A 22,511-nucleotide genomic window follows, 5' to 3' on the forward strand; every position below is an offset into this window, starting at 1 on the left:
GCCCCGGGATGTCGGGATGACGCCCGGCCTCAGTTGAGGGTGACGCTCTCCGGCCGGCGCTCGGTGCTGAGGCCGGATTTGCCGACCTTCAGCCCGAGGGGACCGACCTCCACCGGCACCACTTCCCCATCGTGGATCAGCCCGGACAGGAGCTGCTCCGCCAGCCGATCCTGCACTGCCTTCTGGATCACCCGCTTCAGGGGACGCGCCCCGTAGGCCGGGTCGTAGCCCTTGTCCGCGAGCCAGTCGCGGGCCTTCGGATCGACGTCGAGGGTGATCTTGCGCTCGTCGAGGAGCTTCTGCAGGCGCTTCAGCTGGATCTCGACGATCGCACCCATCTCCGACCGCTTGAGACGGTGGAACAGGATGATCTCGTCGATCCGGTTGAGGAATTCCGGCCGGAAGTGGCTGCGCACCACACCCATCACCTCCTCGCGCACGACATCGGTGTCGTCGCCCTCACTCTGGTTGACGAGGTATTCCGAACCGAGGTTCGAGGTCATGATCAGGAGCGTGTTGCGGAAGTCCACCGTCCGACCCTGTCCATCGGTCAGCCGGCCGTCGTCGAGCACTTGGAGCAGGACGTTGAACACGTCCGGATGCGCCTTCTCGACCTCATCGAACAGCACGACCTGGTAGGGCCGGCGCCGAACCGCCTCGGTGAGTGATCCACCCTCCTCGTAGCCGACATAGCCCGGAGGCGCACCGATCAGCCGGGCCACGGAGTGCTTCTCCATGTATTCCGACATGTCGAGACGCACGAGTGCCGTGTCGTCGTCGAAGAGGAAGCCGGCCAGGGCCTTGGTCAGCTCGGTCTTGCCGACACCGGTGGGCCCGAGGAAGATGAACGAGCCGATCGGCCGGTTCGGATCCTGGAGACCGGCGCGGGCCCGGCGGACGGCGGTCGCCACCGCCTCCACCGCCTCGCGCTGCCCGACGACGCGCTCGCCCAGCACCGTCTCCATGGCCAAGAGCTTGTCGCGCTCGCCCTCCAGCATCTTGTCGACGGGAACCCCGGTCCAGCGCGAGACGACACCCGCGATGTGGGCCGGCGTCACCGCCTCTTCGACCATGCCGTCGCGGACCACGGCGCTCTCGGCCTGGGCCTCGATCTCGGCGAGCTGGCGCTCCAGCCCCGGGATCACGCCGTAGGCGAGCTCGCCCGCGCGCTGGTACTGCCCCTGTCGCTGGGCCGAGGCCAATTCGTTGCGCGCCTCGTCGAGCTTGCGCTTGAGTTCGGCGGCAGCACCGAGCTTGTCCTTCTCGGCCTTCCAGCGCGAGGTGATCGCGGCGGACTGCTCCTCGAGGTCGGCCAACTCCTTCTCCAACCGCACGAGGCGGTCGCGGGAGGCGGAATCGGGCTCCTTCTTGAGGGCCTCGCCCTCGATCTTCAGGCGCACGATCTCGCGGTCGAGGTTGTCGAGCTCCTCGGGCTTCGAATCGACCTGCATGCGCAGGCGCGACCCGGCCTCGTCCATCAGGTCGATGGCCTTGTCCGGCAAGAAGCGATCGGTGATGTAGCGGTTCGACAGGGTCGCGGCCGCCACCAGCGCCGCATCCTGGATGCGCACGCCGTGGTGCTGCTCGTACTTCTCCTTGATCCCGCGCAGGATCGAGACCGTGTCCTCGACGGTGGGCTCGGACACGAAGACGGGCTGGAAGCGCCGGGCCAGGGCCGCGTCCTTCTCCACGTGCTTGCGGTACTCGTCGAGGGTGGTGGCCCCGACGCAGTGCAGCTCGCCGCGGGCCAGCGCGGGCTTCAGCAGGTTGGAGGCGTCCATCGCCCCATCCGCCTTGCCGGCCCCGACGAGGGTATGCATCTCGTCGATGAACAGGATGATCCCGCCTTCGGCCGCCGTGACCTCGGAGAGCACGCCCTTCAGCCGCTCCTCGAATTCTCCGCGGTATTTGGCACCGGCGATCAGCGATCCCATGTCGAGGGCGAGCAGGCTCTTGTCGCGCAGGGATTCCGGCACGTCGCCGTCGACGATGCGCAGGGCGAGACCCTCGACGATGGCGGTCTTGCCGACGCCGGGCTCGCCGATCAGGACGGGGTTGTTCTTGGTGCGCCGCGACAGGACCTGGATCGTGCGACGGATCTCCTCGTCACGGCCGATCACCGGGTCGAGCTTGCCCTCGCGCGCCGCTTCCGTGAGGTCGCGGGCGTATTTCTTCAGCGCATCGTAGGCGTTCTCGGCCGTGGCGTTGTCGGCGGTCCGGCCCTTGCGCAGGGCGTTGATCGCGCCGTTGAGCGAGGCCGGCGTGACGCCGGCCGCCGCCAGCGCGCGACCGGCCTCGGTGTCCTTCTCGACCGCGAGGGCGAGCAGCAGGCGCTCGACCGTGACGTAGCTGTCGCCCGCCTTCTCGGCCGCCTTCTCGGCGGTGTCGAACAGGCGCACGAGCTCGCGCGTCGCGTGCGGCTGGGACGCGTTGCCGGACACCTTCGGCTGCTTGGCGAGCCAGGCCTCGGTCTGCGCGAGGGCGACCCGCGACTGACCACCCGCCCGATCGATCAGACCGGCGCAGAGGCCCTCGGGATCGTCGAGCAGGACCTTCAGGATGTGGCCCGGCTGGAATTGCGGATGGCCCTCGCGCATCGCGAGGTTCTGCGCGGCCTGGACGAAGCCGCGGGCGCGCTCGGTATAGATCTCGAAATTCATCTGTGTCCCACCTCCCCGTGTCGGCACGACCCGCCGCCCGCTCCTCGCGGCACGACCGATCGCCGAGACGTCGCCCCCACGGCCGATGCCGCTGGAGACCCCGGCGCCACCTGGCCGCCGGTCTTCGAGATGTAGTGTTGCAAATCGGCACCACAAGGGTGTGGAGCGCGATGGCAGGCGGCCGGCCGCGGGCTTGCGCCCGGATGCCTTTCAGGGCCACGCTCGGCGCATGACGGACACGCCCAGCCTGCGCCTCGACGCCCTCCATCGCTACCCCGTCAAGGGGCTCTCGCCGGAGCCGATGGACCATGCGACCTTGACGGCGGGTGACTACTTTCCGGGCGACCGCCTGTTCGCGGTGGAGAACGGCCCATCAGGCTTCGACCCGGCTGCCCCGGTGCACCAGCCCAAGATCAAGTTCCTGATGCTGATGCGCGACGAGGCGCTGGCGCAGCTCGACACGCTCTACGATCCCGAGGACGGGACGCTGACGATCCGCCAGGGTGGCGCGATCGCGGCCCGTGGCGACCTCGCCCAGCCGGAGGGACGGGCCGCCATCGAAGACTTCCTCACCCGCACCATGCCCGGATCCCTGCGAGGCCCAGCCCGCATGTTATCGGCACCGGCCGGTTATCGCTTCACGGATTCCCCGCGCGGGTTCGTCTCGCTTCTCAACCTCGCCAGCGTCGCGGCACTCGAGACCATGACCGGCGCGGCGGTGGACCCCCTTCGCTTCCGGGCGAACCTCCACGTCACGGGCCTCACCCCCTGGGCCGAGCTCGATCTCGTCGACCGCACGCTGACGACGGAGGGCGGCGTGCGCCTGCGCATCCACAAGCGCACTCAGCGCTGCGCGGCGACCAATGTCGACCCGGTCACGGGCCAGCGCGATCTCGCAATCCCCCGCACGCTCGCGCAGCATCTCGGCCACACGGATTGCGGTGTCTACGCGGAGGTGCTGGAGGGCGGCGTGCTGACGGTGGGCGAGGCTCTCACCCTGGGCTAGATGGCGTCGCGGTGCACGAGGACGATGGCGGCGGCGTACCCGGCCCGGCGCAGATGGCGCAGGTCCGCGTGACGGCGCTCGCAGGTGACCTTGAGGTAGCGACTCTCGCCTGCGGTCAGGCCCGTGGCGGCCGCGGCGGTCTGCCCGTGCATCAGGCACTCCATGGGGGTGCGGGCAGGGGCGACCATGACGTCGAGGGCGGTGTCTCGGGAGCAATCCTTGGCGAGGAGCGTCGCGGCACAGACGAGGGCGACGGAGAGCAGTTCAGACATGACGGACCCCTTGTTCGAGATGGCGAATAAGGTCCGCGGTGTGGCTCCGGCGTGTGAGCGGCCGCGTGATCGTTGCCTTGGTGTTCCCCGTATCGTTGTTGTTGTTGGAGAGGGCGAAGCACGGCGTGTGCCAGCGTCGTGTCCCAGGAGGCGCGGATCACCGTCCTACGAGGATGGGGCCGCCGTTGGCGCGACCTCGGTCAGCGGCGAATCTGCAACCAATGCGGCTCGGGCTCGGATCGCGGCAGGACGGCCGCGACGGCGTCGAGATCGACGGTGAATTGTTCGGTCAGGAGGCGCCAGACCTCGGATGGGGAGGCCGCCTGCGGGTTGAGCTGGTCGACCGCGCTGGCGATGTGGTGCGGGCTCAATAGGGTGGGACGCGGATGGTACGGATCGGCATTCAGCATGGTGCAGGATCCCCGGCGACTTTCCGATCATGGTTCGTCAACCTTAAGGAACCCTTACCGGTGAGCGGTTGCAACCCCGTTATCGATGCCTCCGCGAAATGGTTCCACGCGCTCCGGCAGCGCCGTCACGCGATGGGGGCCGACAATACCCGGCATCGCCGCGTGAAATTCATTTCCCCGCTGCTTCGCACCGTCGCGATGCTGCGCTAGAAGCCCGGCGTCGCGCGCGGTGCCCGACGCGCCATCGAGGACGAGCCCCACGATGAAAGAACCGCTGCCCAACGTCCATGTGCGCGCCGAGGTCTTGGTCCAGGCCCTGCCGCACATGCAGCGCTACGACCAGGAGATCGTGGTCATCAAGTATGGCGGCCACGCCATGGGAGACCGGGCGGCGGCGGAGGATTTCGCCGAGGACATCGTGCTCCTGGAGCAGTCCGGTCTGAAGCCGATCGTGGTCCATGGCGGCGGCCCGCAGATCGGGCGGATGCTCGGCCGACTCGGCATCGAATCGGAATTCCGCGGGGGGCTGCGCGTCACCGACGAGGCCACCGTCGAGGTGGTCGAGATGGTCCTGGCCGGCTCGATCAACAAGCAGATCGTCGGCTGGATCTCGGCCGAGGGCGGTCGCGCCATCGGCCTCTGCGGCAAGGACGGCAACATGGTGCGGGCCCGCAAGGCCACCCGGACCATCATCGATCCCGAGAGCCAGACCGAGCAGGAGGTCGATCTCGGCCTCGTGGGCGAGCCCGAGCACGTCGAGCGCGGCGTTCTAGACGCGGTGCTGAAGGCCGAGCTGATCCCGGTCCTGGCTCCCGTGGCCTTCGGGGCGGACGGCCAGACCTACAACGTCAATGCCGACACCTTCGCGGGCGCGATCGCGGGGGCGCTACGGGCCAAGCGCCTGCTGCTGCTCACCGATGTTCCTGGGGTGCTCGACAAGGACAAGACGCTCATCCCCGAGCTGTCGATCGACGATTGCCGCCGGCTCATCGCCGACGGCACCATCACGGGCGGCATGATCCCGAAGGTGGAGACCTGCATCTACGCCCTGGAGCAGGGCGTCGAGGCGGTGGTCATCCTCGACGGCAAGGTCAGCCACGCGGTGCTGCTGGAGCTGTTCACCGATTACGGTGCCGGCACCCTGATCCGTCGGGGCTGAACTCCCTCCCCTGCCCCGCGCTCAGGTCGCGCGGGGCAGCGTCCGCGGCCGGAAGGCCACCAGGGTCATGTCGTCCCGACGCGTCTCCTCGCCGCGATAGGCGGTGAGCGCCGCATCGAGGACCGTCACCTGCTCCGCCAGGGGCGCCGCCTGATGGTTGCCCAGGATCTCGGTCACGCCGCGATGGCCGAGGAGGCGTCGGGCCGGGCCGGCACCGCCCATCTGGTCGGTGATGCCGTCCGTCATCAGGTAGAAGGTCGTCCCGGGGGCAACGCGCAGGCGCGTCTCCTCGACGGCGAAGCGTTCGCCCGGCCGCTGCGGATAGCCGAGGCCGCGCTTGGCGCCGCGGATGCGGGTCACCGCCGCGCCTTCGAGGGTGGTCAGGGCCGAGCCGGCGCCGGCGAAGCGGATCTCGGCCGCGGCCGGGTCCCAGACGCAGAGGCCGCAATCGAGGCCGTCGTCGGATTCCGATCCCCGTCCGTCCTGGCGCAGCTGGGTCCGCACCATGCCGTCGAGGGCCTCCAGGATGGCGGCCGGATCGCGCAGGCCGCGCTCGTGAATCAGACGGTCGAGGGCGGTGGCGACGATGAGGGTCAGGAAGGCGCCCGGAACACCGTGCCCGGTGCAGTCGGCCACCAGCAGGATGCCGAGGCCGTCGATCTCCTCGAGCCAGAAGTAATCGCCCCCGACCAGGTGCAGCGGCTCCCAGAGCACCGCCACCTCGAGGCCCGTGCCGTCGAGGGCCGACCGGTCGGGCAGCACCGAACTCTGGATGCGGCGGGCGTAGCCGATGCTCTCCATCACCAGGTGGTTGGCCTGGGCCAGCTTGTGGTGCGCCTGCTCCAGCTGCTGCAGGAGCTGCTTGGCCTCGTCGCCGGCGCGGAGTCCGTCGACCATGCGGTTGAAGGCTTGGGAGATGACGTCGATCTCGTTGCTGGCGCGGAAGGCGCCATCGAGCTCCACCGGCACCCAGCGCTTGTGCTCGACCTCTCGCATGGCCAGCAGCAGGCGCTTCAGGGGGGCCAGCACGTGCCGCCGCACGTTGGCGTGCAGGGTCAGCACGAAGGCGAGCATCAGGATCAGGCTGGTGACGACGGCGAGGATCGCCTGCTTCTCGGCGTTGCCGCGCAGGGCCTCGGCCGAGATCGACAGGGTCAGGTGCCCCACCGGGGGGGCGACCGGGCCGGCGAAGAGATCCGCCTGCGTGGTGATCTGCTCGAAGGACCGCCCGCGCTTCGGCTCGCCCAGCGTCATCACCACGGTGCCGGCGGCGTCGCGCAGGGTCGCCGCGCGGAAGGCCGGGTCGAGGGTCAGGGCCTCCATCGGGCGGCGATAGACCTCCGGGCTGCCGCTCCAGCCGGGGCCGGCGATGGCCTTGGCGGTCAGGGACGCCATCAGGCCTGCGCGCTCGGTGTAGAGGTGGAGCTGGTCGCGATAATTGACCCAGGCGATGCCGATCTGCGTCACCAGGACGACCACCGCGATCACGGGATAGATCCGCAGGAAGAGGGTGTGGGCGAGGCTGTCGAGGTCACGCCCCTGGGCCGCGCCGCGCAGGGCGCCCGGACGCATCGCGCCCGGCTCGCCGGTCGGAACATCGACGAAGCCAGCCGCGCTGAGGAAATCGCTGCTACGCCGCGGGCCGGCGCCGCGCAGGGACCCGCCGCGTCCCTCGCCGGAGGCAGGCCGGCTGCCGGCGGACGCGCCGGGGGCGGCTCCGAGGGCCGGGGTCTCGGCGGTCATGGCCGAATCGCGGCGCCGGAGGCGTCCGGCGCTGCGGGCCTCAGCGCGATACGATTGCGACCGCAATCCTTGGCCGCGTAGAGGGCCGCGTCGGCCCGCTGCATGGCGCTCTCCAGGGTTTCGCCCGGCTCGGACTGGGCGACGCCGATGCTCACGGTGATCCGCATGGCGGCATCCATCATGGGCACCGGCGTGGCGGCAACGGCCTCGCGCAGGCGTTCCGCGAAGGCCGCGGCGCCCTCCAGGCCGGTATCGGACAGGACGATGGCGAACTCTTCGCCGCCCGTGCGGCCGATGAAGTCGAGGGTGCGCAGGTGCGCTCGACAGATCGCGACGAAGGAGACCAGCGCGGCGTCGCCGGCCGCGTGGCCGAAGCTGTCGTTGAGGAGCTTGAACCGGTCGAGATCGAGGATGAGGATGGAGACCGGGGCGCCGCTGCGGGCGTGGCGCAGCCATTCGCGCGCCGCGACCTCCATGAAGCGGCGACGCGCCAGGGCACCCGTCAGGTCGTCGGTATCGGCCAGACGGCGCAGCTCGGCCTCGAGCCGGGTGCGGTGCTCGATCTCACCGGACAGGGCGGCATTCAGGGCCTGGAGATCCCGGCGCTGATCGGCGAGGCGCTGGTTCGCCTTCTGCAGGTCGAGCTGCATCCGGTCGCTCATCCGGACCAGCCTCTGCTGCTCGCGAAAGCCCCGGCGATAGGCGTCGGCCAGCGCCTGGACGCCGCCGGCGACGTCCGAGAGCCCCGACAGCATCGCCTCGGTGCGGGTCAGCACCGCTTCCTCGGCGTCGTAGAGGCTGAAGGAATCAGCTGGTTCGGAGGCCGCGCCTCCGACGGCCCTGATCGCGCGGGTCATGCGGCCTCCCTCACCATCTCGAACCGCGCGTAGGAGAAGTCGGCGGCGAAGTCCTCGCCCGCCTCCTCGATGGTCTCGTCACCATCGGCGAACCGCCAGCGCACCGTGACCGCGCGCCCTTCCTCGGCGGCGTCCTCGAGGGGCATGAACAGGTTCATCAGCGCTTTGGCGCTCGACGAATTGAAGTAGGCCAGCCCGACCTCGAACACGATCGGGGTCGCGGAGGTGTCCGCCAGGTAGGCGCGCAGGGCCTGGAGCAGGGGGCCGAAGAAGGCGGCCGCATCCTCGGGGTAGGATTCGCCGTGCAGGGACAGGTGCCCGGTCGCGAAGTCGAAATCGACCCGCGGCGAGCGGTCCGTGGCGGCAAGCTGGATTCGGTCCATCGGTGGTCGGCCCGTCAGATATAGGCTTTGAGGCAGAAGAAGCTGCGCCCGGAGCCGAGCGCCTGGAAGTCGTACTCGACCGGGGCGCTGGAACGCCGTGCGATCTCGATCAAGCCGATGCTGCCGCCGAGGCTTCCCTCGTCCGGTGGCTGGCGGAGCTTCTCGCGGTAATACGCCTTCAATTCGTCGCTGCTCAGGCTCGCGATGTGGTCGAGGCGGGCGCGCAGGGGCGGGACGTCGGGATCGGGCAACTCGTTTCCGCAGACGACGTAGAAGCGTCCCGCCTCCATGCCGACGACGATCACTCCGTTGCTGATCAGGCTCGCCTGCGGACCGGACGGCTTCACGACCTTGTCGGCGGAGTAGCGGATGACGTTCTGGGCCTGCTCGACGAAGATCGCGAAGACCCGCTTGGCCACCGACGCATCGGTCTCGCCCTGGCTCATGCGCAACTTGAGCACTTCGCCGAGAGAGAACAGGACATTCTCCGAGATGTCGCCGCCGAAGGAGAGGATCACGCCCTGGCGCCGGGACGCATCGAAGAAGTTCATGAAATCGCGTGCGAGCAATGCAATTTCTCCCGCCTCACGGGGCCGGCAGCAGACTTGGACGTCGCGCAATACCGCTCTGATCGAATAGCTCGTCGTTCGTATATGTGGAGTTAATCTGGCCTTTTCGTCACGTCTTTCCGCCAGCAAGCAGAATAGCGCCAGGACAATGACTAAGCTGCCTATTTCGAATCCACACAGGACTGATTCTGCCTAACCACTGATCACTCCATCTCGGGTGCGTGTGGAGAGGCGGTCGTCAACGAACCGAGCGGACGAGGTGGACCCAGGGTACGGCCGCGGGAATGCTTGCGGGATGCCGACGGCCATGCTCTGAAAAGCACGCGCCCCGCTTCCCTTCGCGGTGTCCGGTCCCCATCTCGAACGGCCGGGCTTCGCGGCCCACCCAGAACCACATCGACCGACCTTGTTTCTGCCCGGCGAACCCCACTTCACCACCGCCCAATCCCGCGGCTTTCGTCAGGTCGACACCTGGGTGTTCGATCTCGACAACACGCTCTATCCGAGCGACGCCCGCGTCTGGCCGCAGGTGGACGAGCGCATCACCCTCTACGTCATGCGCCTCTACGGACTCGACGGTCTCTCGGCTCGGGCGCTACAGAAGTATTTCTACCATCGCTACGGGACGACCCTGAAGGCGCTGATGGTGGAGTCGGCCATCGATCCGCACGACTTCCTCGACTTCGCCCACGATATCGACCATTCGTCGATCCGCCTCGACCCGGCGCTGGGCGCTGCCATCGAGCGCCTGCCCGGCCGCAAGCTCATCCTCACCAACGGATCGCGCCGGCACGCCGAGAACGTGGCGGCCAAGCTCGGCATCCTCGACCACTTCGAGGACGTGTTCGACATCGCCGATGCCGATTTCATTCCGAAGCCCGAGCGCTCCACCTACGAGCGGTTCCTGAAGCGCCACGGCGTGGAGCCGCGCCGGGCGGCCCTGTTCGAGGACATCGCCCGCAACCTGATCGTGCCGCACGACATCGGCATGTCCACGGTGCTGGTGGTGCCTCCGACGATCGACCCCTTCCGGGAAGCCTTCGAGCAGGAAGCCGTGCGCGAACCGCATATCGACCACATTACCAGCGATCTCGCCGGCTTCCTGGCGGAGCGCGTGTTGCCGGAACTCCCGTGAGCGGCGGCGAACCGGCCTGGACGTCGGCTCGGGCACCGGACCTCGGTGCGATCGAGGATCTGGCGCATGCGGCCTTCGCCAATCTGCCCCTGGCATTCCGGAATCTCTGCGCCGGCCTCGTGATCCACGTGGAGGACTTCCCCGACGAGGAGACCCTGCGGGAGATGGATTGCGAGAGCCCCTTCGATCTCCTCGGCCTGTTCCGTGGGATCGGTCTCGCCCAAAACGGCGAGGCGGCGACCGGACAGATGCCGAATCAGGTCTGGCTCTACCGTCGCCCCCTGCTCGACGACTGGGCCGAGCATGACGAGACCCTCGGCCACCTCGTCACGCACGTCCTCGTCCACGAAATCGGGCACCATTTCGGTCTCTCCGACGCCGATATGGAGGCGATCGAGGCGGCTGCGGACGCCTGAGGCGTCAGGCCTTCTGGGCGGACGGCAACAGGCTGGCCTTGGGCCGGCGGGTGCGGAACTGCCCGCGCTCCACCGCGACGAAAACCAGGACCGCGAGCGCCAGGGTGGTGAGCCACCACATCACCGTCATCCCGACGCCGATGCAGGCGATGAGGAAGGCCGAGGCGAAGGCCGCCATGGCGCCGGGCACCAGCACCGATGCCTCTCGACCCGCGCGGCGGATCGCGGCGTGCAGGGCGAAGGCAGCCGCGAAGGCCCCGACGAGGCCGAGTTCGTACCAGAGCTCGAACAGCAGGGTCCGCGGCGCGTTCATCGGCAACAAGTTGACGTAACGACCTCGCAGGGCCGTCTCGAGGCCGTGCCCGGTGACGAGCCGCAGCGGTTCGCTGGTCACGATGGTCTGCCAAGCCTTGAGGCTCAGGACGCCGGGCGCACGCCCGCCGAACACCGTCGCACCGATCGGCCGGGCGATGAAGGGCAGGACCGGTCCCAACACCAGCAGGGTGGCCGCCGTGACGCCGAGGAGGCGCGGCGCGAGCATGGGCCGGAAGGCCGCGAGCGCGAAGGCGACCGCACCCAGCGCCAAGGCGACCAGGGTTGTCGGGCCGGGCGAGACCAGGAGTGCGACCGAGACGAGCAGGGCGAGCCCGAGGGCCTCGCTGTTGCGCCCGCGCGAGCGGAGCCACGAGACGGCCGGCCAGACGAACAGGATGAGCAGGATCAGGCCCCGGTCGAGGATCGCGTCCTCGTCGGGTCCGAGGAGCCCCTGTCCGAACGGCCCCTGCCCCGTGAGCCCAAGCCCGATGGCGAAGATGGCCGCCGCCGCCACGCCCACCGGCAGGAGATAGAGGTTTGCCGAGCGCATGCGGTCCGGCAGAGCGAGGTAGGCCGCCATCGTCATCAGAAGCGTGGCGATGACGTTGAGCAGCCGTTCGGTGGCGAGGCTCAGAAACGGCGTCCAGACCAGCGACAGGGCCGACCAGAGGATCACCAGGCAGCCGGCCAGGAAGGCGGGCGAGCGCAGCAGGCGCGAGGAGGCCGGGCGGACCGGTCGCGCGCGGCCGTCGATGGCGCTCGCCAGGAGCAGGAGTGCGATGGAGATCGGCGCGAGGATGACCACCGCGCGGCGGGCGACCTGCGCCGCCACCGGCATGATCACGAACAGGCCGATGAAGCCGATGCGACGCAACAGGGCGGCGGCATCGATGGCTGGGTCGACCGAAGTGGAAGGAACGCGCGCCATGGTTCGAAGGAGGCCGTGAAACGGCGCCAGGATGAGGCCCGCGCGCTAACCGTCAGACCCTAGTGCAGCCGCGGGAGCCGCGCTGTAGACGGCGGGCAACAGTCGCGTCCTCACGCCGGTCGGGTCATGGACTGCCGGCCACGACCCGCCAGGAGCCACCGACCGAGATCGGCGAGGATGCGCCAGCCGGCCCAGGTGGCCAGGAAGCCGAGCAGGCCGGCGGTCAGGCCGTCGACGGTTGTGGGGATCGCCGGAGTGTAGTCCTGGTAGGTGGCCCGCGCGAGGGCGAGGTCGGGATCGCGCATCAGGGCCACGACGCGGCCGAGGGGGCCGCCGGCCTCCGCGAGCTCCCGGCGCTGCCGCTCAAGGGCGGCGAGGCGCACGATATCCTGGCGCGCCGCCTCGCCGCGCCGGGCGACGAGAGGGTCGCCGTCGCCGCGCAGGCGTGCCACCGCATCGTCGCGACTGCGGCCGGTGGCAACGGCATCAGCCTCAAAACCGGAGACCACGCGGCGCAGTTCGTCCAGGGTGCCGCCGAGCCGCTGGGCATATTGCTGGGCGAATTCCGGCGCCTGGGCCGCCAGCGCGCCGCCGAGGAGTCCGAGGGCAAGCCCCAGGGTGCGTAGGACGCGAAACACCGGCCTCTCCGCGCGGGTGGCAATGGGGGACAAGGGCCCGACGGCGCGGCGGGTTCCGGCGCCCCGCTCAGCCCTGCGACGCCGTCCCCTCCCCTGCGAACGCCGCGGCGATGTCCGCTTCGGTCACTTCGGGCAGGGGGCGGCCTACCTTCAGGGCGCGGATCGGGAGCCCGGGGGCGAGGATCAGGATGACGGTCTCGATACCCGGGCAGGCCGGGTCGGCACAAACGATCTCGCTCGCCTTGACGGTGATGGCCTCTTCGAGACCGCCGCAGCGGCGGACCCAATCGACGATCGCCGCGCGGGCCTCCTGATCCGCCGGCGGGCGGCGGTTGCCGAAGCCGAACAGAGCCATCGGGGTCAGGCCGGGAGAGTCAGGAGGCCGGCCTGCCCGTCGGCGCAGCCGAAGGCGAGGCGGCTGCCGCGCCCATCCCAGGCCAGGGCCGAGATGGCGCTGCCCTTCACCGCGGGCCGGACCAGCAGTTCCGAGGCGTCGGCGAAGCGCACGAGCAGGATGCAGCCGTCCTCGTAGCCGATGGCCAGGACCAGGGCCTTGGGGTGGAACGCCACCCGCGAGACCCGGGCGGGCCGCACGCCGCACTCGCGGGGTGCCTTGCCGGTGGGGCCTTCCTTGGAGTCAAAGGGCCAGACGATGGCGGCCTCGGCGCCGCTGGTCGCGAGCCAGTGTCCGTCGCCCGACCAGGAGACCGAGCGCACCTTCGCAGGGTATCCTGACATCCGCATGTGGCCCCGGTCGGGTTGCAGACGCCAGCCGTGCAGGGAGTTCTCTTGCATCGTCGTCACGACGAACCGGCCGTCCGGCGACCAGGTCACGTCGATATGCGAGCCCTTCCACTCGATGAAGTCGGGCGCGGTGTCGAGGTTGGGGTACCAGAGGGTGGCGCCGTTGTAGTGCGCCACCGCGAGACGGTAGCCCTTGGGCGCGAAGGCGAGGCCGCGGGCGGTGGAGGGCGCCGCGAAGGTCTTCTCCCGCCCCTTCGCGTCGCGGGCGACGACATTGCGCCCGGCCGCATAGGCGAGACCGCCCTCGGGATGCAGGGCAAGGGCGTCGATCCAGGCACCGTTCTTTGCGCGGGCGACCTCGACGACGTCGCCCGCGTCGGAGGTCGCCACCACCCGGCCATCGTCGCCGCCGGTGACGAGGCGGCGGCCGTCGCCGGCCGCCACCAAGATGCCGGCCTCCGGATGCGCCTCGACCCGGCGGAGTTCGGCGCCGGAGGCCAGGAGCACGCCGCCGTCCCCGAGGGCGAGGGCCAGGGTGTCCTTCAGCCAGACCGTGGCGGTGACGTGGGCACCGGCCGCCAGCGGCGTCACGTGATCGAGGAGGGAGGGGGCACTCATCGCAACGGGTCTCTCAACCAGGGGCTCGCGGGCTCACTTGGCGACGGCGGCCTTCGCCGGCGCCACGCGCCGTCAGGACCGTCGCAACGAGCGCGAGGAGGCCGGCGATGCCGGCGGGAATGGCGAGGGCATACAACGCCAGCTTTCCGTAGGCGACCGTTCCGGCCACGGATCCGACGAGGAGCGCGAGCCAGACGACGCCGTCGCCGATCCAGGCGGTGCGCGCACCGCGCCGGGCGAGCGCCAGGGCGAGCTTCTGGCCGAGCCCGAACAGGGCGCCGGTCACGAAGGTGGTCCCGGCCCGGAAGCCCTGGACATGGGACAGCACGGCGTTCTGCGCGCCCATCGCCAAGGCCAGCATCAGCGAGGCGATGCCGGAATCCGGCGCGGCCGTGGCGGCCTCGAAGGCGGCGCCGACGATCGCGGTCTCGAAGCCGAGGATGACCGGGGTGACCCAGCGCGCGGGCGTCAGGGCCGAGAGGCCGCCGCCGCAGATGCCGCCCGTGAGGAAGGCCGCAATCAGCAGGGCCGGCAGAAGGGCGTGGTGCGGGTCGCCGTGCCCGAGGGAGACCGCGAACTGGGTCGTGTTCCCGCTCATGAACGAGGTGTAGAGGCCGCCGAGCCTGATGAACCCAAGGGCGTCCACGTAGCCGGCCAGGGCCGTGAGGACGAGGCCGAAGCCGAGATGCCAGGGACGGGTCATGGACGCAACGCGCACCCGCTCACCGGCACCGCCGCAGGGTTAAAGCTTCGCTTACCAAGTCCGCGCAATTGGAGTGATCGGCGGCGAACGATGCGCCTCGGCGACCCGTTTGTCTTGCGATCCGGCTCGGTCCCCAGGGGCTCACGCCGGATGAGTAGGAGTTGCGTCATGATTTCCTTCGCCTGCGCCTTTCCCGCCCATCCCGCCTTCAACCCGCGCGCCGCCGCCGAGACCGTCCTGGTGGTCGAGGATGAAGCCATGGTCTGCGAGCTCGCCGCCGAGGCGCTGCTCGACGAGGGCTACCGCGTCCTCACCGCCGCCGATGCCGACGCGGCGGAGGACATCCTGGCGCGGGAGCGCGTCGACCTGCTCTTCACCGATATCGATCTGGCCCGCAACACGAACGGGATCGCCCTGGCGCATCGCGCGCGCCGCTACTTGCCGAACCTGCCGGTGGTCTACACCTCCGGTGGACGCGGCCACCTCTCGCAGGCCGAGGCCGTCACCCAATCCGTCTTCGTTCCGAAGCCCTACCGCCTGAGCCATCTCGTGGCCCTCGCCAACGAGATCCTGCGTCCCCACCCCCACCACGGTTGAGACCGGACCGCGCGCGGCGCGGGTTCGGCCGCCGGAGCCCGGAGCCTTCCCATGCGCAATCTGTTCCTCCCTCTCCTCGTCCTCCTGGCCGGCACGGCGACGGCCTCGGCCGCCTGCGACGTGAAGGGCGCCAAGCTTGAGGAGGCCATCGCGGCCAAGGCCGAGCTGCGCGAGACGGCCAACAAGCAGACAGTGCGCGACCTGCGCACCCTGCGCGACGCGGCCATCGTGCTGGAGACCTACAAGTACGCCGCCGAGTGCGAGCGCCTGGTCGAGATCGTGCGGGCCCTCGCCGCGAACCCCGAGAAAACCATCGAGCGCGGCGGCGATACCGACGAGGACAAGGCCGAGGACCTGATGGAGGCCCGCGAGCCGAAAGCGCCGGCCCCGGCCGAAACCGCCAAGCCCAAATGAACGCGCCGTGCGTTGAGCTGCGCAGAACGACACGACGAGGGGCAAGCGGAGCGGCATGGCGAAGGACACTCAGATCCGCGAGGCGGGCATCGCGCACGCGGCGCAACGGCTGCCGTCGGTGGTGGTCGACGATTACAACATCGAGCTGAAGGACGGCGACGGCTTCATCGGCGACCGGGTTTCGAAGTCTGCGTTCCGCGAGATGCTGGAAGCGTGCCGAGAGCGCCTGCGCGCCGTGGGCGCCGATCCCTTGGGCGACAAGGCGAGCTGTGATTTCTCCAAGCGCCGCATCGACCAGATCCTCCTCGGCGAGGATCCCCTCGCCGCGGGCGTGGTATTCAGCGCCATCGAGGACTTCGCGCAGGAACTCGCCCGCGTGGCCCGCCTCTTCCTCGGCCAGGACGGCTGGGAGGGAACGCAGGCGATCGTGGTTGGCGGCGGCTTCAGCGACAGCCGGGCCGGCCGCCTCGCGGTCGCGCGGGCGGGCTACCTTCTGCGCGCCGGGGGCCTCGGCATCACCCTCGAACCGATCCGGCACCATCCCGACGAGGGCGGCCTGATCGGCGCGGTGCACTTGGCGCCCTCCTGGATGTTCTCCGGATACGACAGCCTGCTGGCCGTCGACATCGGCGGCAGCAACATCCGCGCGGGCGTCGTGGTCACGAATCTGAGGAAGGCCGCGGACCTCTCGCGCAGCGAGGTCTGGCGCTCTGAGATCTGGCGCCATTGCGACGAGGACCCGATGCCGAGCCGCGACGAAGCGGTGGAGCGCCTCGTGGGCATGCTCGGCGACCTGATCCGCCGGGCGGACCGCGCCAGCCTGACGCTGGCTCCGTTCGTCGGCATCGGCTGTCCCGGCATGATCGAAGCCGACGGCACGATCGATCGCGGGGGCCAGAACCTGCCCGGCAACTGGGAGGGCCGTGACTTCAATCTCGCCGAGCGGGTGACAGCGGCGATCCCCCGGATCGGCGAGCATCCGACCATGGTTGTCATGCACAACGATGCCGTGGTGCAGGGCCTCAGCGAAGTTCCGCACCGGACGGACGTGACCCGATGGGGGGTACTCACCATCGGCACCGGCCTCGGCAACGCTCGGTTCACCAACCGCGGCACGGAGGACGAGATCTAGCCGCCGGGGCGGCCTCAGCGCGCCTTCGCGCCGGTGCGCGCGAAGGCCTGGGCGATGCGCTCGCGCAGCTCGTCGTTCAGCTCGATGTCGACGATGCGCCAAGTCCAGGCGCGCAGGCGCAGGCGGATCCGCAGGCGGCGGTCCCGGCCCGCCTCCGGCGGCACGCCGACGACCACGGTGCGGAAGCCCCGCATCTCGGAAGCGAGATAGAACGGGATCAGCCGGCGCAGGGTCTCGATCCGCAGGCCCCCGCCCCCCGATTTCTGCTCCGGCCCGTCGCGGCCGAATTCTACCGATTGCGGCCACCCGTCATCGAGGAGGTCGACGACCGTCCTGGGCGTGACCAGGGCCTCGGCGATCGGGATCGCCAGGGCCGCAGCGGCCTCGGCGATGCGCTGGCGCTCCCGGGGCTCCGCATCCGGCGCGGCGGGATCCCGCGCCTGGGCCGCCGCGGCGGCCTGTCGGATCACCGAGAGGCGCAGGGATCGGAAATTGACGTGCTGGGTGATGTAGTCGGTGTCGTGCGCCTGGACCGCGCGGGCGATGTCGTAGAGCGCCCAGAGCGGCGTCAGCGTGTACGCGAACCAGCCGAGCACCAAGAGGATCGGGATCGACCACCACCGCATCGGGCGTCAGGCCGTCACGCCGGGACGCGCCACGTCGTGAACCCGGAGAAAGCGTCGACCACGCCTTCGTAGACCGGCCGCTTGAAGGGCACGATCAGATCCGGCAACCTGGCGATCGGCTCCCAGCGCCAGGCATCGAACTCGGACGTGAAGGCACCGTTGCCCGGCGTTGCGACGTCGATCTCGTCGTCCGAACCGAGGAAGCCGAAGGCGAACCACTTCTGCGTCTGGCCGCGGTAACGCCCCTTCCAGGCCTGCTTCAGCACCTCCTGGGGCAGATCGTAGGAGAGCCATCCCGGGGTCTCGCCGAGGCGCACCACGGAGCCGGCCGAGACGTTGGTCTCCTCGTACAGCTCCCGCAGGGCGGCCGCTTCCGGATCCTCCCCCTCGTCGATCCCGCCCTGGGGCATCTGCCAGGCCCGTCCGTCCGCCACGTGCTCCGGCCCGGCATCGGCCCGCCGCCGCCCGATGAAGACGAGACCGGCGCGCGAGATCAGCGTGATGCCGACGCAGGGACGGTAGGGAAGGTCGGCGCCGTCGGCGAACGGGGATGCGGTCATGGCGGCGACCATAGGCAGGCGGGGCATGTGCCGCAACGCACGAAACGGCGCCGCAGCGCAATTCCGAGCCGGGTCGCCCGGCCCGATCCATTACTCCGGATGTCTCAGGGCTTTGCGCTGGTGAGCCGGGTACTTGCGCCGCTCCCACGCAGGGCGACGCTGACGGGAACGAGGCGGATGCCGCGCGCCTCCGCCTCGGCGGCCCAGCGGGCGATTCGATCGATGCTCATCGGCAGGGCAGAGGCGGAGCCGAAGGCGAAACCCTTCTGACGCGCCTGCGCTTCGAGCCGGGCCAGTTCCCGGTCGATGGCCTCGGGTCGCGCCAGGGCGTCGAGGACGATCTCGGCCCGGGTGAAGGGCACCTTCCCCTTGGCGGCCAGCGCGGGGGCGATCGAGCGCGGGGAGGTGCCGTCGTCGACGAAGCCGAGGCCCCGGGCCCCGATCTCGCGCAGGACCGGCTCCAGGGCAGCCGGATCGCTGGTGAGCTTCGCACCCATGTAGTTGACGATGCCGACGAAGCCCGAGAACCGGCTCATCACCCAGCTCAGGCGATCGAGATTCTCCGGCGGGCGCGAGCTGGTGAGAAGCGTCTGGGGACCAGGATCGCTGTCGGGATAGTCGAAGGGCTCCATGGGCACTTGGAGCAGGGCCTCGTGTCCGGCCTCGCGGGCCCGGGCGACGGTCCGCTCGAGGTCGCTGCCATAGGGCGCGAAGCCCAGGCTGATCGCCGGGGGCAGGCGGGTGATAGCGCTGGCGGTCGCCGCCTGGCCGATCCCGAGGCCCGAGACCAGGATGGCGATGCGGGGCCCGGAACCACCGGGATCCGGCCGTGCGTAGACGTCGAGAGGGCGCAGGCGCCCCTCGCCGAGGCGGGGGATGTTGCCGTGGCGGCCGCGTTCGACGAGCCGCGGATCCGGAGCGGCGCTCAGCTTCACCGGGGTCGTGGACGGAACCTGGATGACCACCGCATCGGTGGGGGCGGCCGTGCCCGTCGGGCGAACGACGGTGACGCCGGAGGCGGTCTCGACGTCGCTGGCGCTGCTTGGACCGGATTTCGCGGCCTCGGGCTTCGATGCCTGTACGGCCGGCTCCGGTAGGACCGGTTCGCGGAGCGCGATGACCGCCACGGCGCTGGGCTCGCCGCCCTCGGGATCCCCGGCCACGACGAGGATGCTGGCGCCGAGCACGAAGCCCGCCACGAGGCCGCCGAGCACCATCGGGGCGGTCACCCGCACCTGCCGCAGCGCCCGCAGACGCTGGCCGGCGGTCGGCTTGCCGCCGAGCGGACGGGTCAGGATGTCGTCGGTGGCCACGCGCAGCCGCTTCCCCAGGCTCCCGGACCGGGGATCGCTGAGGGACTGGCCGAAACGGCCACGGCCCCCAGCGTCGGTCCTGAACCGACATTGGGGGCCGCCATGGTTAACGCTTCGCTAAGGCGCCGCGGATCGCGCTCAGTTCGGGACGGCGGCCTTCGGCGTGTTGGCCGCGCCCTTCTGGATCCCACGCAGGAAGTCGAAAGCGGCAATGAGCTGCTTGTCCTTGGCCGGGTCCGGCGGGACGTAGGCGGACGAACCGCCGCGCTCTTCGACGTCCTTCTGTTTCAGGTGCCCCTTCAAGCCGGCCTCGCCCTTCGTCTCGTCCTTGCCCTTCAGCTCGTCCGGCACCTCCTGCAGGATCTCCTGGTCCGGCTCGATGCCCTTGGCCTGGATGGAGCGGCCCGACGGCGTGTAGTAGCGGGCGGTGGTCAGACGCAGGGCGCCGCTGCCGCCCAGCGGAATGATCGACTGCACCGAGCCCTTGCCGAACGAGCGCGTGCCGAGGACCGTGGCGCGCTTGTGATCCTGCAGGGCGCCGGCCACGATCTCGGAGGCCGAGGCCGAGCCGCCGTTCACCAGCACGACGATCGGCTTGCCCTTGGTCAGGTCGCCGGCCTTGGCCGAGAAGCGCTGCGTCTCGTCCGGGTTGCGGCCGCGGGTGGACACGATCTCGCCCCGGTCGAGGAAGGCGTCCGACACCATCACGGCCTGGTCGAGGAGACCGCCTGGATTGTTGCGGAGATCCAGCACGTAACCCTTGAGCTTGTCGGCGCCGATATCGGTGTTCAGCTTGTCGATCGCCGCACGCAGGCCGTCGAAGGTCTGCTCGTTGAACTGGGTCAGGCGGATGTAGCCGACGTCGCCGCCCTCGGCGCGGGAGCGCACGGGCTTGATCTTGATCACGTCGCGGTTGAGCGTGACCTCGATCGGGTCCTTCGACTCCTTGCGGCTGATCTTCAACTTCACCGGCGAGTTCACCGGGCCGCGCATCTTGTCGACGGCCTGATTCAGGGTCAGACCCTGGACCTGATCCTCGTCGATCTGCGTGATGACGTCGTTGGTGAGGATACCGGCCTTCGAGGCGGGCGTGTCGTCGATCGGGGTCACGACCTTGATCAGGCCGTCTTCCATCGTGACCTCAATGCCGAGGCCGCCGAACTCGCCGCGGGTCTGCACCTGCATGTCGCGGAAGCTCTTGGCATCCATGTAGCTCGAATGCGGATCAAGCGAGGTCAGCATGCCGTTGACGGCCGCCTCGATCAGCTTCGCCTCGTCGGGCTTCTCGACGTAGTCGGTGCGCACCTTCTCGAACACGTCGCCGAACAGGCTGAGCTGACGATAGGTCTCCGCGGAGGCCGCGACCGCGCTCGTCCCCGAGAGCAGTCGAGTCTGGGTCGCCACCATGGAGGACCCGACGCCGAGGAACGCGCCGAGCAGAACGAGGGAAACCTTGCGCATTATCCGCGAACCTTCTCGCTGGGGCTTTTCGCCCACCAAGGCTCCGGATCGATGGAGCCGCCGTCTTTTCTGAACTCTACGTACAGGACCGGATCGCCGCGATCCGCGGCTGCCGCATCGGCGCCGGTACCGCCCTCCCCCATCGCCGCCACCGGCTCGCCCGCGAGCACGAACTGGCCGACTTCGACGTTGATCTGGTCCATCCCCGCCAACAACAGATAGTAGCCATCGCCGGCGTTGATGATCAAGAGTCGCCCGTAGGAGCGGAACTGCCCGGCGAAGGACACCCAGCCATCGGCCGGTGACGAAACCACGGCCTTCGGCCGTGTCGCGAGCGATATGCCGCGGGTGGTGCCGCCGTTGCCGTCGGGCTGGTTGAAGCTGCGCAGGAGCGCCCCGCTGACCGGACGCGGCAGGTCGCCACGGGTGTCGACGAAGCGCACCTTCGGCGAGAGCCGGGCAGGATCCCGGGCCCCGGCGGCAGCGAAGCGCTCCTGCGTCGCCCGGGCCTCGCGGGTCTCGGCGGCCTTGGCCTCCTCCGCGGCCCGGCGGGCGGAGGCGACCTCCCCCTCCATCCGGTCGAGGAGATCCTTGAGGCTGCGGGCCTGTACCGACAGCTCGGCCGTGCGGGTCCGCTCGGCCGCGAGGCCGCTCTCGACTTCGGCCTGACGGGTGCGGCGCGCGGCGATGAGGGCGTTCAGGCGCTGCTGCTCGCGGGCCCAGCCCGCGAGATCGTTGGTCAATCCTTCGCGATCGGCTGCGATGAGGCCCTTCAGCCTCACGAGTTCGGAGAGGTCGGCGGCAAGGGTCTCGGCCTCACCGCGCAGTTCGGGCACCACGGCCCCGAGCAGCATCGAGGTACGGATCACGGCGAGCACGTCTTCCGGCCGCACCAGCACGGCGGGGGGCGGCCGCCGCCCCATCCGCTGCAGGGCCGCCAGGATTTCCGCGATCACGCCGCGGCGGGAATCCAGCGAGCGGCGCAAGGCCGCCTCGCTGGCACCGAGCGTCTTGAGGCGCTCCTCCAGCCGGCTCATCCGGACCTCGGTGGCCTGCGCCTGGCGCGCAGCGTCCAGAAGCGCGGTGTTGAGCTTGGCCCGGTCGCCGCCGATGCTGGCGATCTCCGCCTCGTACTTGGCGCGGGCCCCGGTGCTGGCGGTGAGGGCGTCCTCGATGCGCCTGAGGTTCTCGGCGCGACGGGTCTTCTCTTCGAGAGCCTTCTGAACCGCCTCCGGCGTCGCCGGTTCCTCGGCGCGGAGTGCGGCCGGCGCGGCGAGGAGCGGGGGCGCCAGGAGGACGAGCGCCAGCACGCCGCCCCTCATGCCGTCTCGCCTGCGTCGCGTGGCCGGGTTCATCGCTCGTCGAGGTTTCCGCGGTGGTACGGGTGGCCGGCAAGGATCGTCAGCGTGCGATACACCTGCTCCAGGGCGAGGACGCGCACAAGCCCGTGCGGCAAGGTGGCGGCTCCGAACGAGAGGCTGAGTTCGGCCCGGTCCCGCACGGTGGTGTCCAGGCCGTCGGCGCCCCCGATGGCGAGGACGAGGACGGAGCGGCCCGCATCGCGCCAGGCGCCGACGCGCGTCGCGATGGTCTCGCTCGTGAGATCGGCGCGGCCGCGCTCGTCATAGACCGCCAGCGCCACGCCGGCGACCGCATGGGCGAGGATCGCAGCTCCTTCCTCGACGGCGCGGTCCTGCGCGCGGCGGGCCCGGCTCTCGGGGATCTCGGCGATGTCGCAGGCGGCGAATCCGAGGCCGCGCCCGAGCTGTGCGGCCCGTTCGCGGTAGCGGGCGGCAAGGTCGCGCTCGGGTCCGGGCTTCAGGCGGCCGACTGCCGCCACGAGGAGGCGCAC

25 protein-coding genes are annotated in these 22,511 nt (G+C 70.1%); 7 read left to right on the forward strand and 18 right to left on the reverse strand.

Annotated features, from left to right (window positions below; all coding sequences use genetic code 11):
* Positions 1-29 precede the first annotated feature (29 nt).
* On the reverse strand, positions 30-2,660 hold the full coding sequence (clpB, locus tag ASF41_RS06325) for an ATP-dependent chaperone ClpB (protein WP_056491748.1): 2,631 nt from the start codon (positions 2,658-2,660) through the stop codon (positions 30-32).
* 229 nt (positions 2,661-2,889) lie between these two features.
* Here clpB and ASF41_RS06330 point away from each other — a divergent pair, with 229 nt between their 5' ends.
* Complete coding sequence (locus ASF41_RS06330; RefSeq protein ID WP_056491751.1) at positions 2,890-3,666, forward strand: MOSC domain-containing protein; 777 nt, start codon at positions 2,890-2,892, stop codon at positions 3,664-3,666.
* Here the strand turns inward: ASF41_RS06330 and ASF41_RS06335 are convergent.
* Both ASF41_RS06335 and ASF41_RS06340 read right to left on the reverse strand, forming a co-directional pair.
* Positions 3,663-3,938, reverse strand: coding sequence for a hypothetical protein (locus ASF41_RS06335; RefSeq protein WP_056215210.1), 276 nt, complete (start codon positions 3,936-3,938; stop codon positions 3,663-3,665). The two genes, ASF41_RS06330 and ASF41_RS06335, sit on opposite strands and share 4 nt — an antisense overlap.
* A 200-nt stretch (positions 3,939-4,138) precedes the next feature.
* Positions 4,139-4,348 carry a hypothetical protein gene (locus ASF41_RS06340; RefSeq protein WP_056215206.1) on the reverse strand — a complete coding sequence of 70 codons (210 nt, stop codon included), beginning with the start codon at positions 4,346-4,348 and terminating at the stop codon, positions 4,139-4,141.
* 262 nt (positions 4,349-4,610) lie between these two features.
* Here ASF41_RS06340 and argB point away from each other — a divergent pair, with 262 nt between their 5' ends.
* Entirely contained in the window at positions 4,611-5,507 is an 897-nt protein-coding gene (gene argB / locus ASF41_RS06345; protein ID WP_056491754.1) for an acetylglutamate kinase, read from the forward strand.
* 21 nt (positions 5,508-5,528) lie between these two features.
* On the opposite strand, the gene ASF41_RS06350 is transcribed toward argB, so the two are convergent.
* Genes ASF41_RS06350 through ASF41_RS06365 form a run of 4 tightly spaced genes read right to left on the reverse strand, consistent with a single transcriptional unit; the run spans position 5,529 to position 9,059 of the window.
* Positions 5,529-7,250 (reverse strand): SpoIIE family protein phosphatase, encoded by a 1,722-nt coding sequence (locus ASF41_RS06350; RefSeq protein ID WP_056352696.1) that lies wholly within the window; start codon positions 7,248-7,250, stop codon positions 5,529-5,531.
* The gene (locus ASF41_RS06355; RefSeq protein WP_056352695.1) at positions 7,247-8,107 is read right to left on the reverse strand and encodes a GGDEF domain-containing protein; all 861 of its coding nucleotides are present in this window, start codon (positions 8,105-8,107) and stop codon (positions 7,247-7,249) included. Before ASF41_RS06355 ends, ASF41_RS06350 begins: the two co-directional genes overlap by 4 nt.
* Complete coding sequence (locus tag ASF41_RS06360; protein ID WP_056215197.1) at positions 8,104-8,490, reverse strand: DUF1987 domain-containing protein; 387 nt, start codon at positions 8,488-8,490, stop codon at positions 8,104-8,106. The genes ASF41_RS06355 and ASF41_RS06360 overlap by 4 nt, the downstream gene beginning before the upstream one ends.
* Before the next feature lie 14 nt (positions 8,491-8,504).
* Positions 8,505-9,059: a SiaB family protein kinase gene (locus ASF41_RS06365; RefSeq protein ID WP_056275594.1), complete on the reverse strand. Its 555-nt coding sequence runs from the start codon at positions 9,057-9,059 to the stop codon at positions 8,505-8,507.
* A gap of 406 nt (positions 9,060-9,465) precedes the next feature.
* On the opposite strand from ASF41_RS06365, the gene ASF41_RS06370 reads away from it, so the two are divergent.
* Positions 9,466-10,194, forward strand: a complete 729-nt coding sequence (locus ASF41_RS06370; protein WP_056215191.1) for a pyrimidine 5'-nucleotidase — start codon at positions 9,466-9,468, stop codon at positions 10,192-10,194.
* The gene (locus tag ASF41_RS06375) at positions 10,191-10,610 is read left to right on the forward strand and encodes a metallopeptidase family protein (protein WP_056491757.1); all 420 of its coding nucleotides are present in this window, start codon (positions 10,191-10,193) and stop codon (positions 10,608-10,610) included. The genes ASF41_RS06370 and ASF41_RS06375 overlap by 4 nt, the downstream gene beginning before the upstream one ends.
* 4 nt (positions 10,611-10,614) lie before the next feature.
* Here the strand turns inward: ASF41_RS06375 and ASF41_RS06380 are convergent, their stop codons facing one another.
* From ASF41_RS06380 to ASF41_RS06400, 5 genes are all read right to left on the reverse strand, one after another.
* Positions 10,615-11,853, reverse strand: a complete 1,239-nt coding sequence (locus ASF41_RS06380; protein WP_056491760.1) for a hypothetical protein — start codon at positions 11,851-11,853, stop codon at positions 10,615-10,617.
* A 110-nt stretch (positions 11,854-11,963) separates the two neighbouring features.
* Positions 11,964-12,491 carry a DUF2937 family protein gene (locus tag ASF41_RS06385; RefSeq protein WP_056491762.1) on the reverse strand — a complete coding sequence of 176 codons (528 nt, stop codon included), beginning with the start codon at positions 12,489-12,491 and terminating at the stop codon, positions 11,964-11,966.
* Between the two features lie 67 nt (positions 12,492-12,558).
* Positions 12,559-12,846: a hypothetical protein gene (locus ASF41_RS06390; RefSeq protein ID WP_056491765.1), complete on the reverse strand. Its 288-nt coding sequence runs from the start codon at positions 12,844-12,846 to the stop codon at positions 12,559-12,561.
* Between the two features lie 5 nt (positions 12,847-12,851).
* Positions 12,852-13,853, reverse strand: coding sequence for a WD40 repeat domain-containing protein (locus ASF41_RS06395; RefSeq protein ID WP_056491768.1), 1,002 nt, complete (start codon positions 13,851-13,853; stop codon positions 12,852-12,854).
* A 13-nt stretch (positions 13,854-13,866) separates the two neighbouring features.
* Positions 13,867-14,556 carry a YoaK family protein gene (locus ASF41_RS06400; protein ID WP_056215171.1) on the reverse strand — a complete coding sequence of 230 codons (690 nt, stop codon included), beginning with the start codon at positions 14,554-14,556 and terminating at the stop codon, positions 13,867-13,869.
* 168 nt (positions 14,557-14,724) lie between these two features.
* On the opposite strand from ASF41_RS06400, the gene ASF41_RS06405 reads away from it, so the two are divergent.
* The 3 genes from ASF41_RS06405 to ASF41_RS06415 are packed head-to-tail and all read left to right on the forward strand — an operon-like array spanning position 14,725 to position 16,699.
* Positions 14,725-15,153 carry a response regulator gene (locus tag ASF41_RS06405; protein ID WP_056215166.1) on the forward strand — a complete coding sequence of 143 codons (429 nt, stop codon included), beginning with the start codon at positions 14,725-14,727 and terminating at the stop codon, positions 15,151-15,153.
* A 51-nt stretch (positions 15,154-15,204) separates the two neighbouring features.
* On the forward strand, positions 15,205-15,567 hold the full coding sequence (locus ASF41_RS06410; protein ID WP_056215163.1) for a hypothetical protein: 363 nt from the start codon (positions 15,205-15,207) through the stop codon (positions 15,565-15,567).
* Between the two features lie 55 nt (positions 15,568-15,622).
* Entirely contained in the window at positions 15,623-16,699 is a 1,077-nt protein-coding gene (locus ASF41_RS06415; RefSeq protein ID WP_056215160.1) for an ROK family protein, read from the forward strand.
* Between the two features lie 14 nt (positions 16,700-16,713).
* Here the strand turns inward: ASF41_RS06415 and ASF41_RS06420 are convergent, their stop codons facing one another.
* The 6 genes from ASF41_RS06420 to rlmH form a co-directional block, all read right to left on the reverse strand.
* Positions 16,714-17,325: a DUF2939 domain-containing protein gene (locus ASF41_RS06420; RefSeq protein ID WP_056215156.1), complete on the reverse strand. Its 612-nt coding sequence runs from the start codon at positions 17,323-17,325 to the stop codon at positions 16,714-16,716.
* A gap of 14 nt (positions 17,326-17,339) precedes the next feature.
* Positions 17,340-17,897 carry an RNA pyrophosphohydrolase gene (locus tag ASF41_RS06425; RefSeq protein ID WP_056491823.1) on the reverse strand — a complete coding sequence of 186 codons (558 nt, stop codon included), beginning with the start codon at positions 17,895-17,897 and terminating at the stop codon, positions 17,340-17,342.
* 92 nt (positions 17,898-17,989) lie between these two features.
* Complete coding sequence (locus ASF41_RS06430; protein ID WP_407067260.1) at positions 17,990-19,204, reverse strand: divergent polysaccharide deacetylase family protein; 1,215 nt, start codon at positions 19,202-19,204, stop codon at positions 17,990-17,992.
* A 132-nt stretch (positions 19,205-19,336) separates the two neighbouring features.
* On the reverse strand, positions 19,337-20,659 hold the full coding sequence (locus tag ASF41_RS06435; protein ID WP_056215148.1) for a S41 family peptidase: 1,323 nt from the start codon (positions 20,657-20,659) through the stop codon (positions 19,337-19,339).
* Positions 20,659-21,981, reverse strand: a complete 1,323-nt coding sequence (locus ASF41_RS06440; protein ID WP_244476451.1) for a murein hydrolase activator EnvC — start codon at positions 21,979-21,981, stop codon at positions 20,659-20,661. The genes ASF41_RS06435 and ASF41_RS06440 overlap by 1 nt, the downstream gene beginning before the upstream one ends.
* 29 nt (positions 21,982-22,010) lie before the next feature.
* Complete coding sequence (rlmH, locus tag ASF41_RS06445; protein ID WP_056381396.1) at positions 22,011-22,511, reverse strand: 23S rRNA (pseudouridine(1915)-N(3))-methyltransferase RlmH; 501 nt, start codon at positions 22,509-22,511, stop codon at positions 22,011-22,013.

This window comes from Methylobacterium sp. Leaf111 (genome assembly GCF_001423285.1).
In the GTDB taxonomy this organism is placed as follows: Bacteria; Pseudomonadota; Alphaproteobacteria; order Rhizobiales; family Beijerinckiaceae; genus Methylobacterium.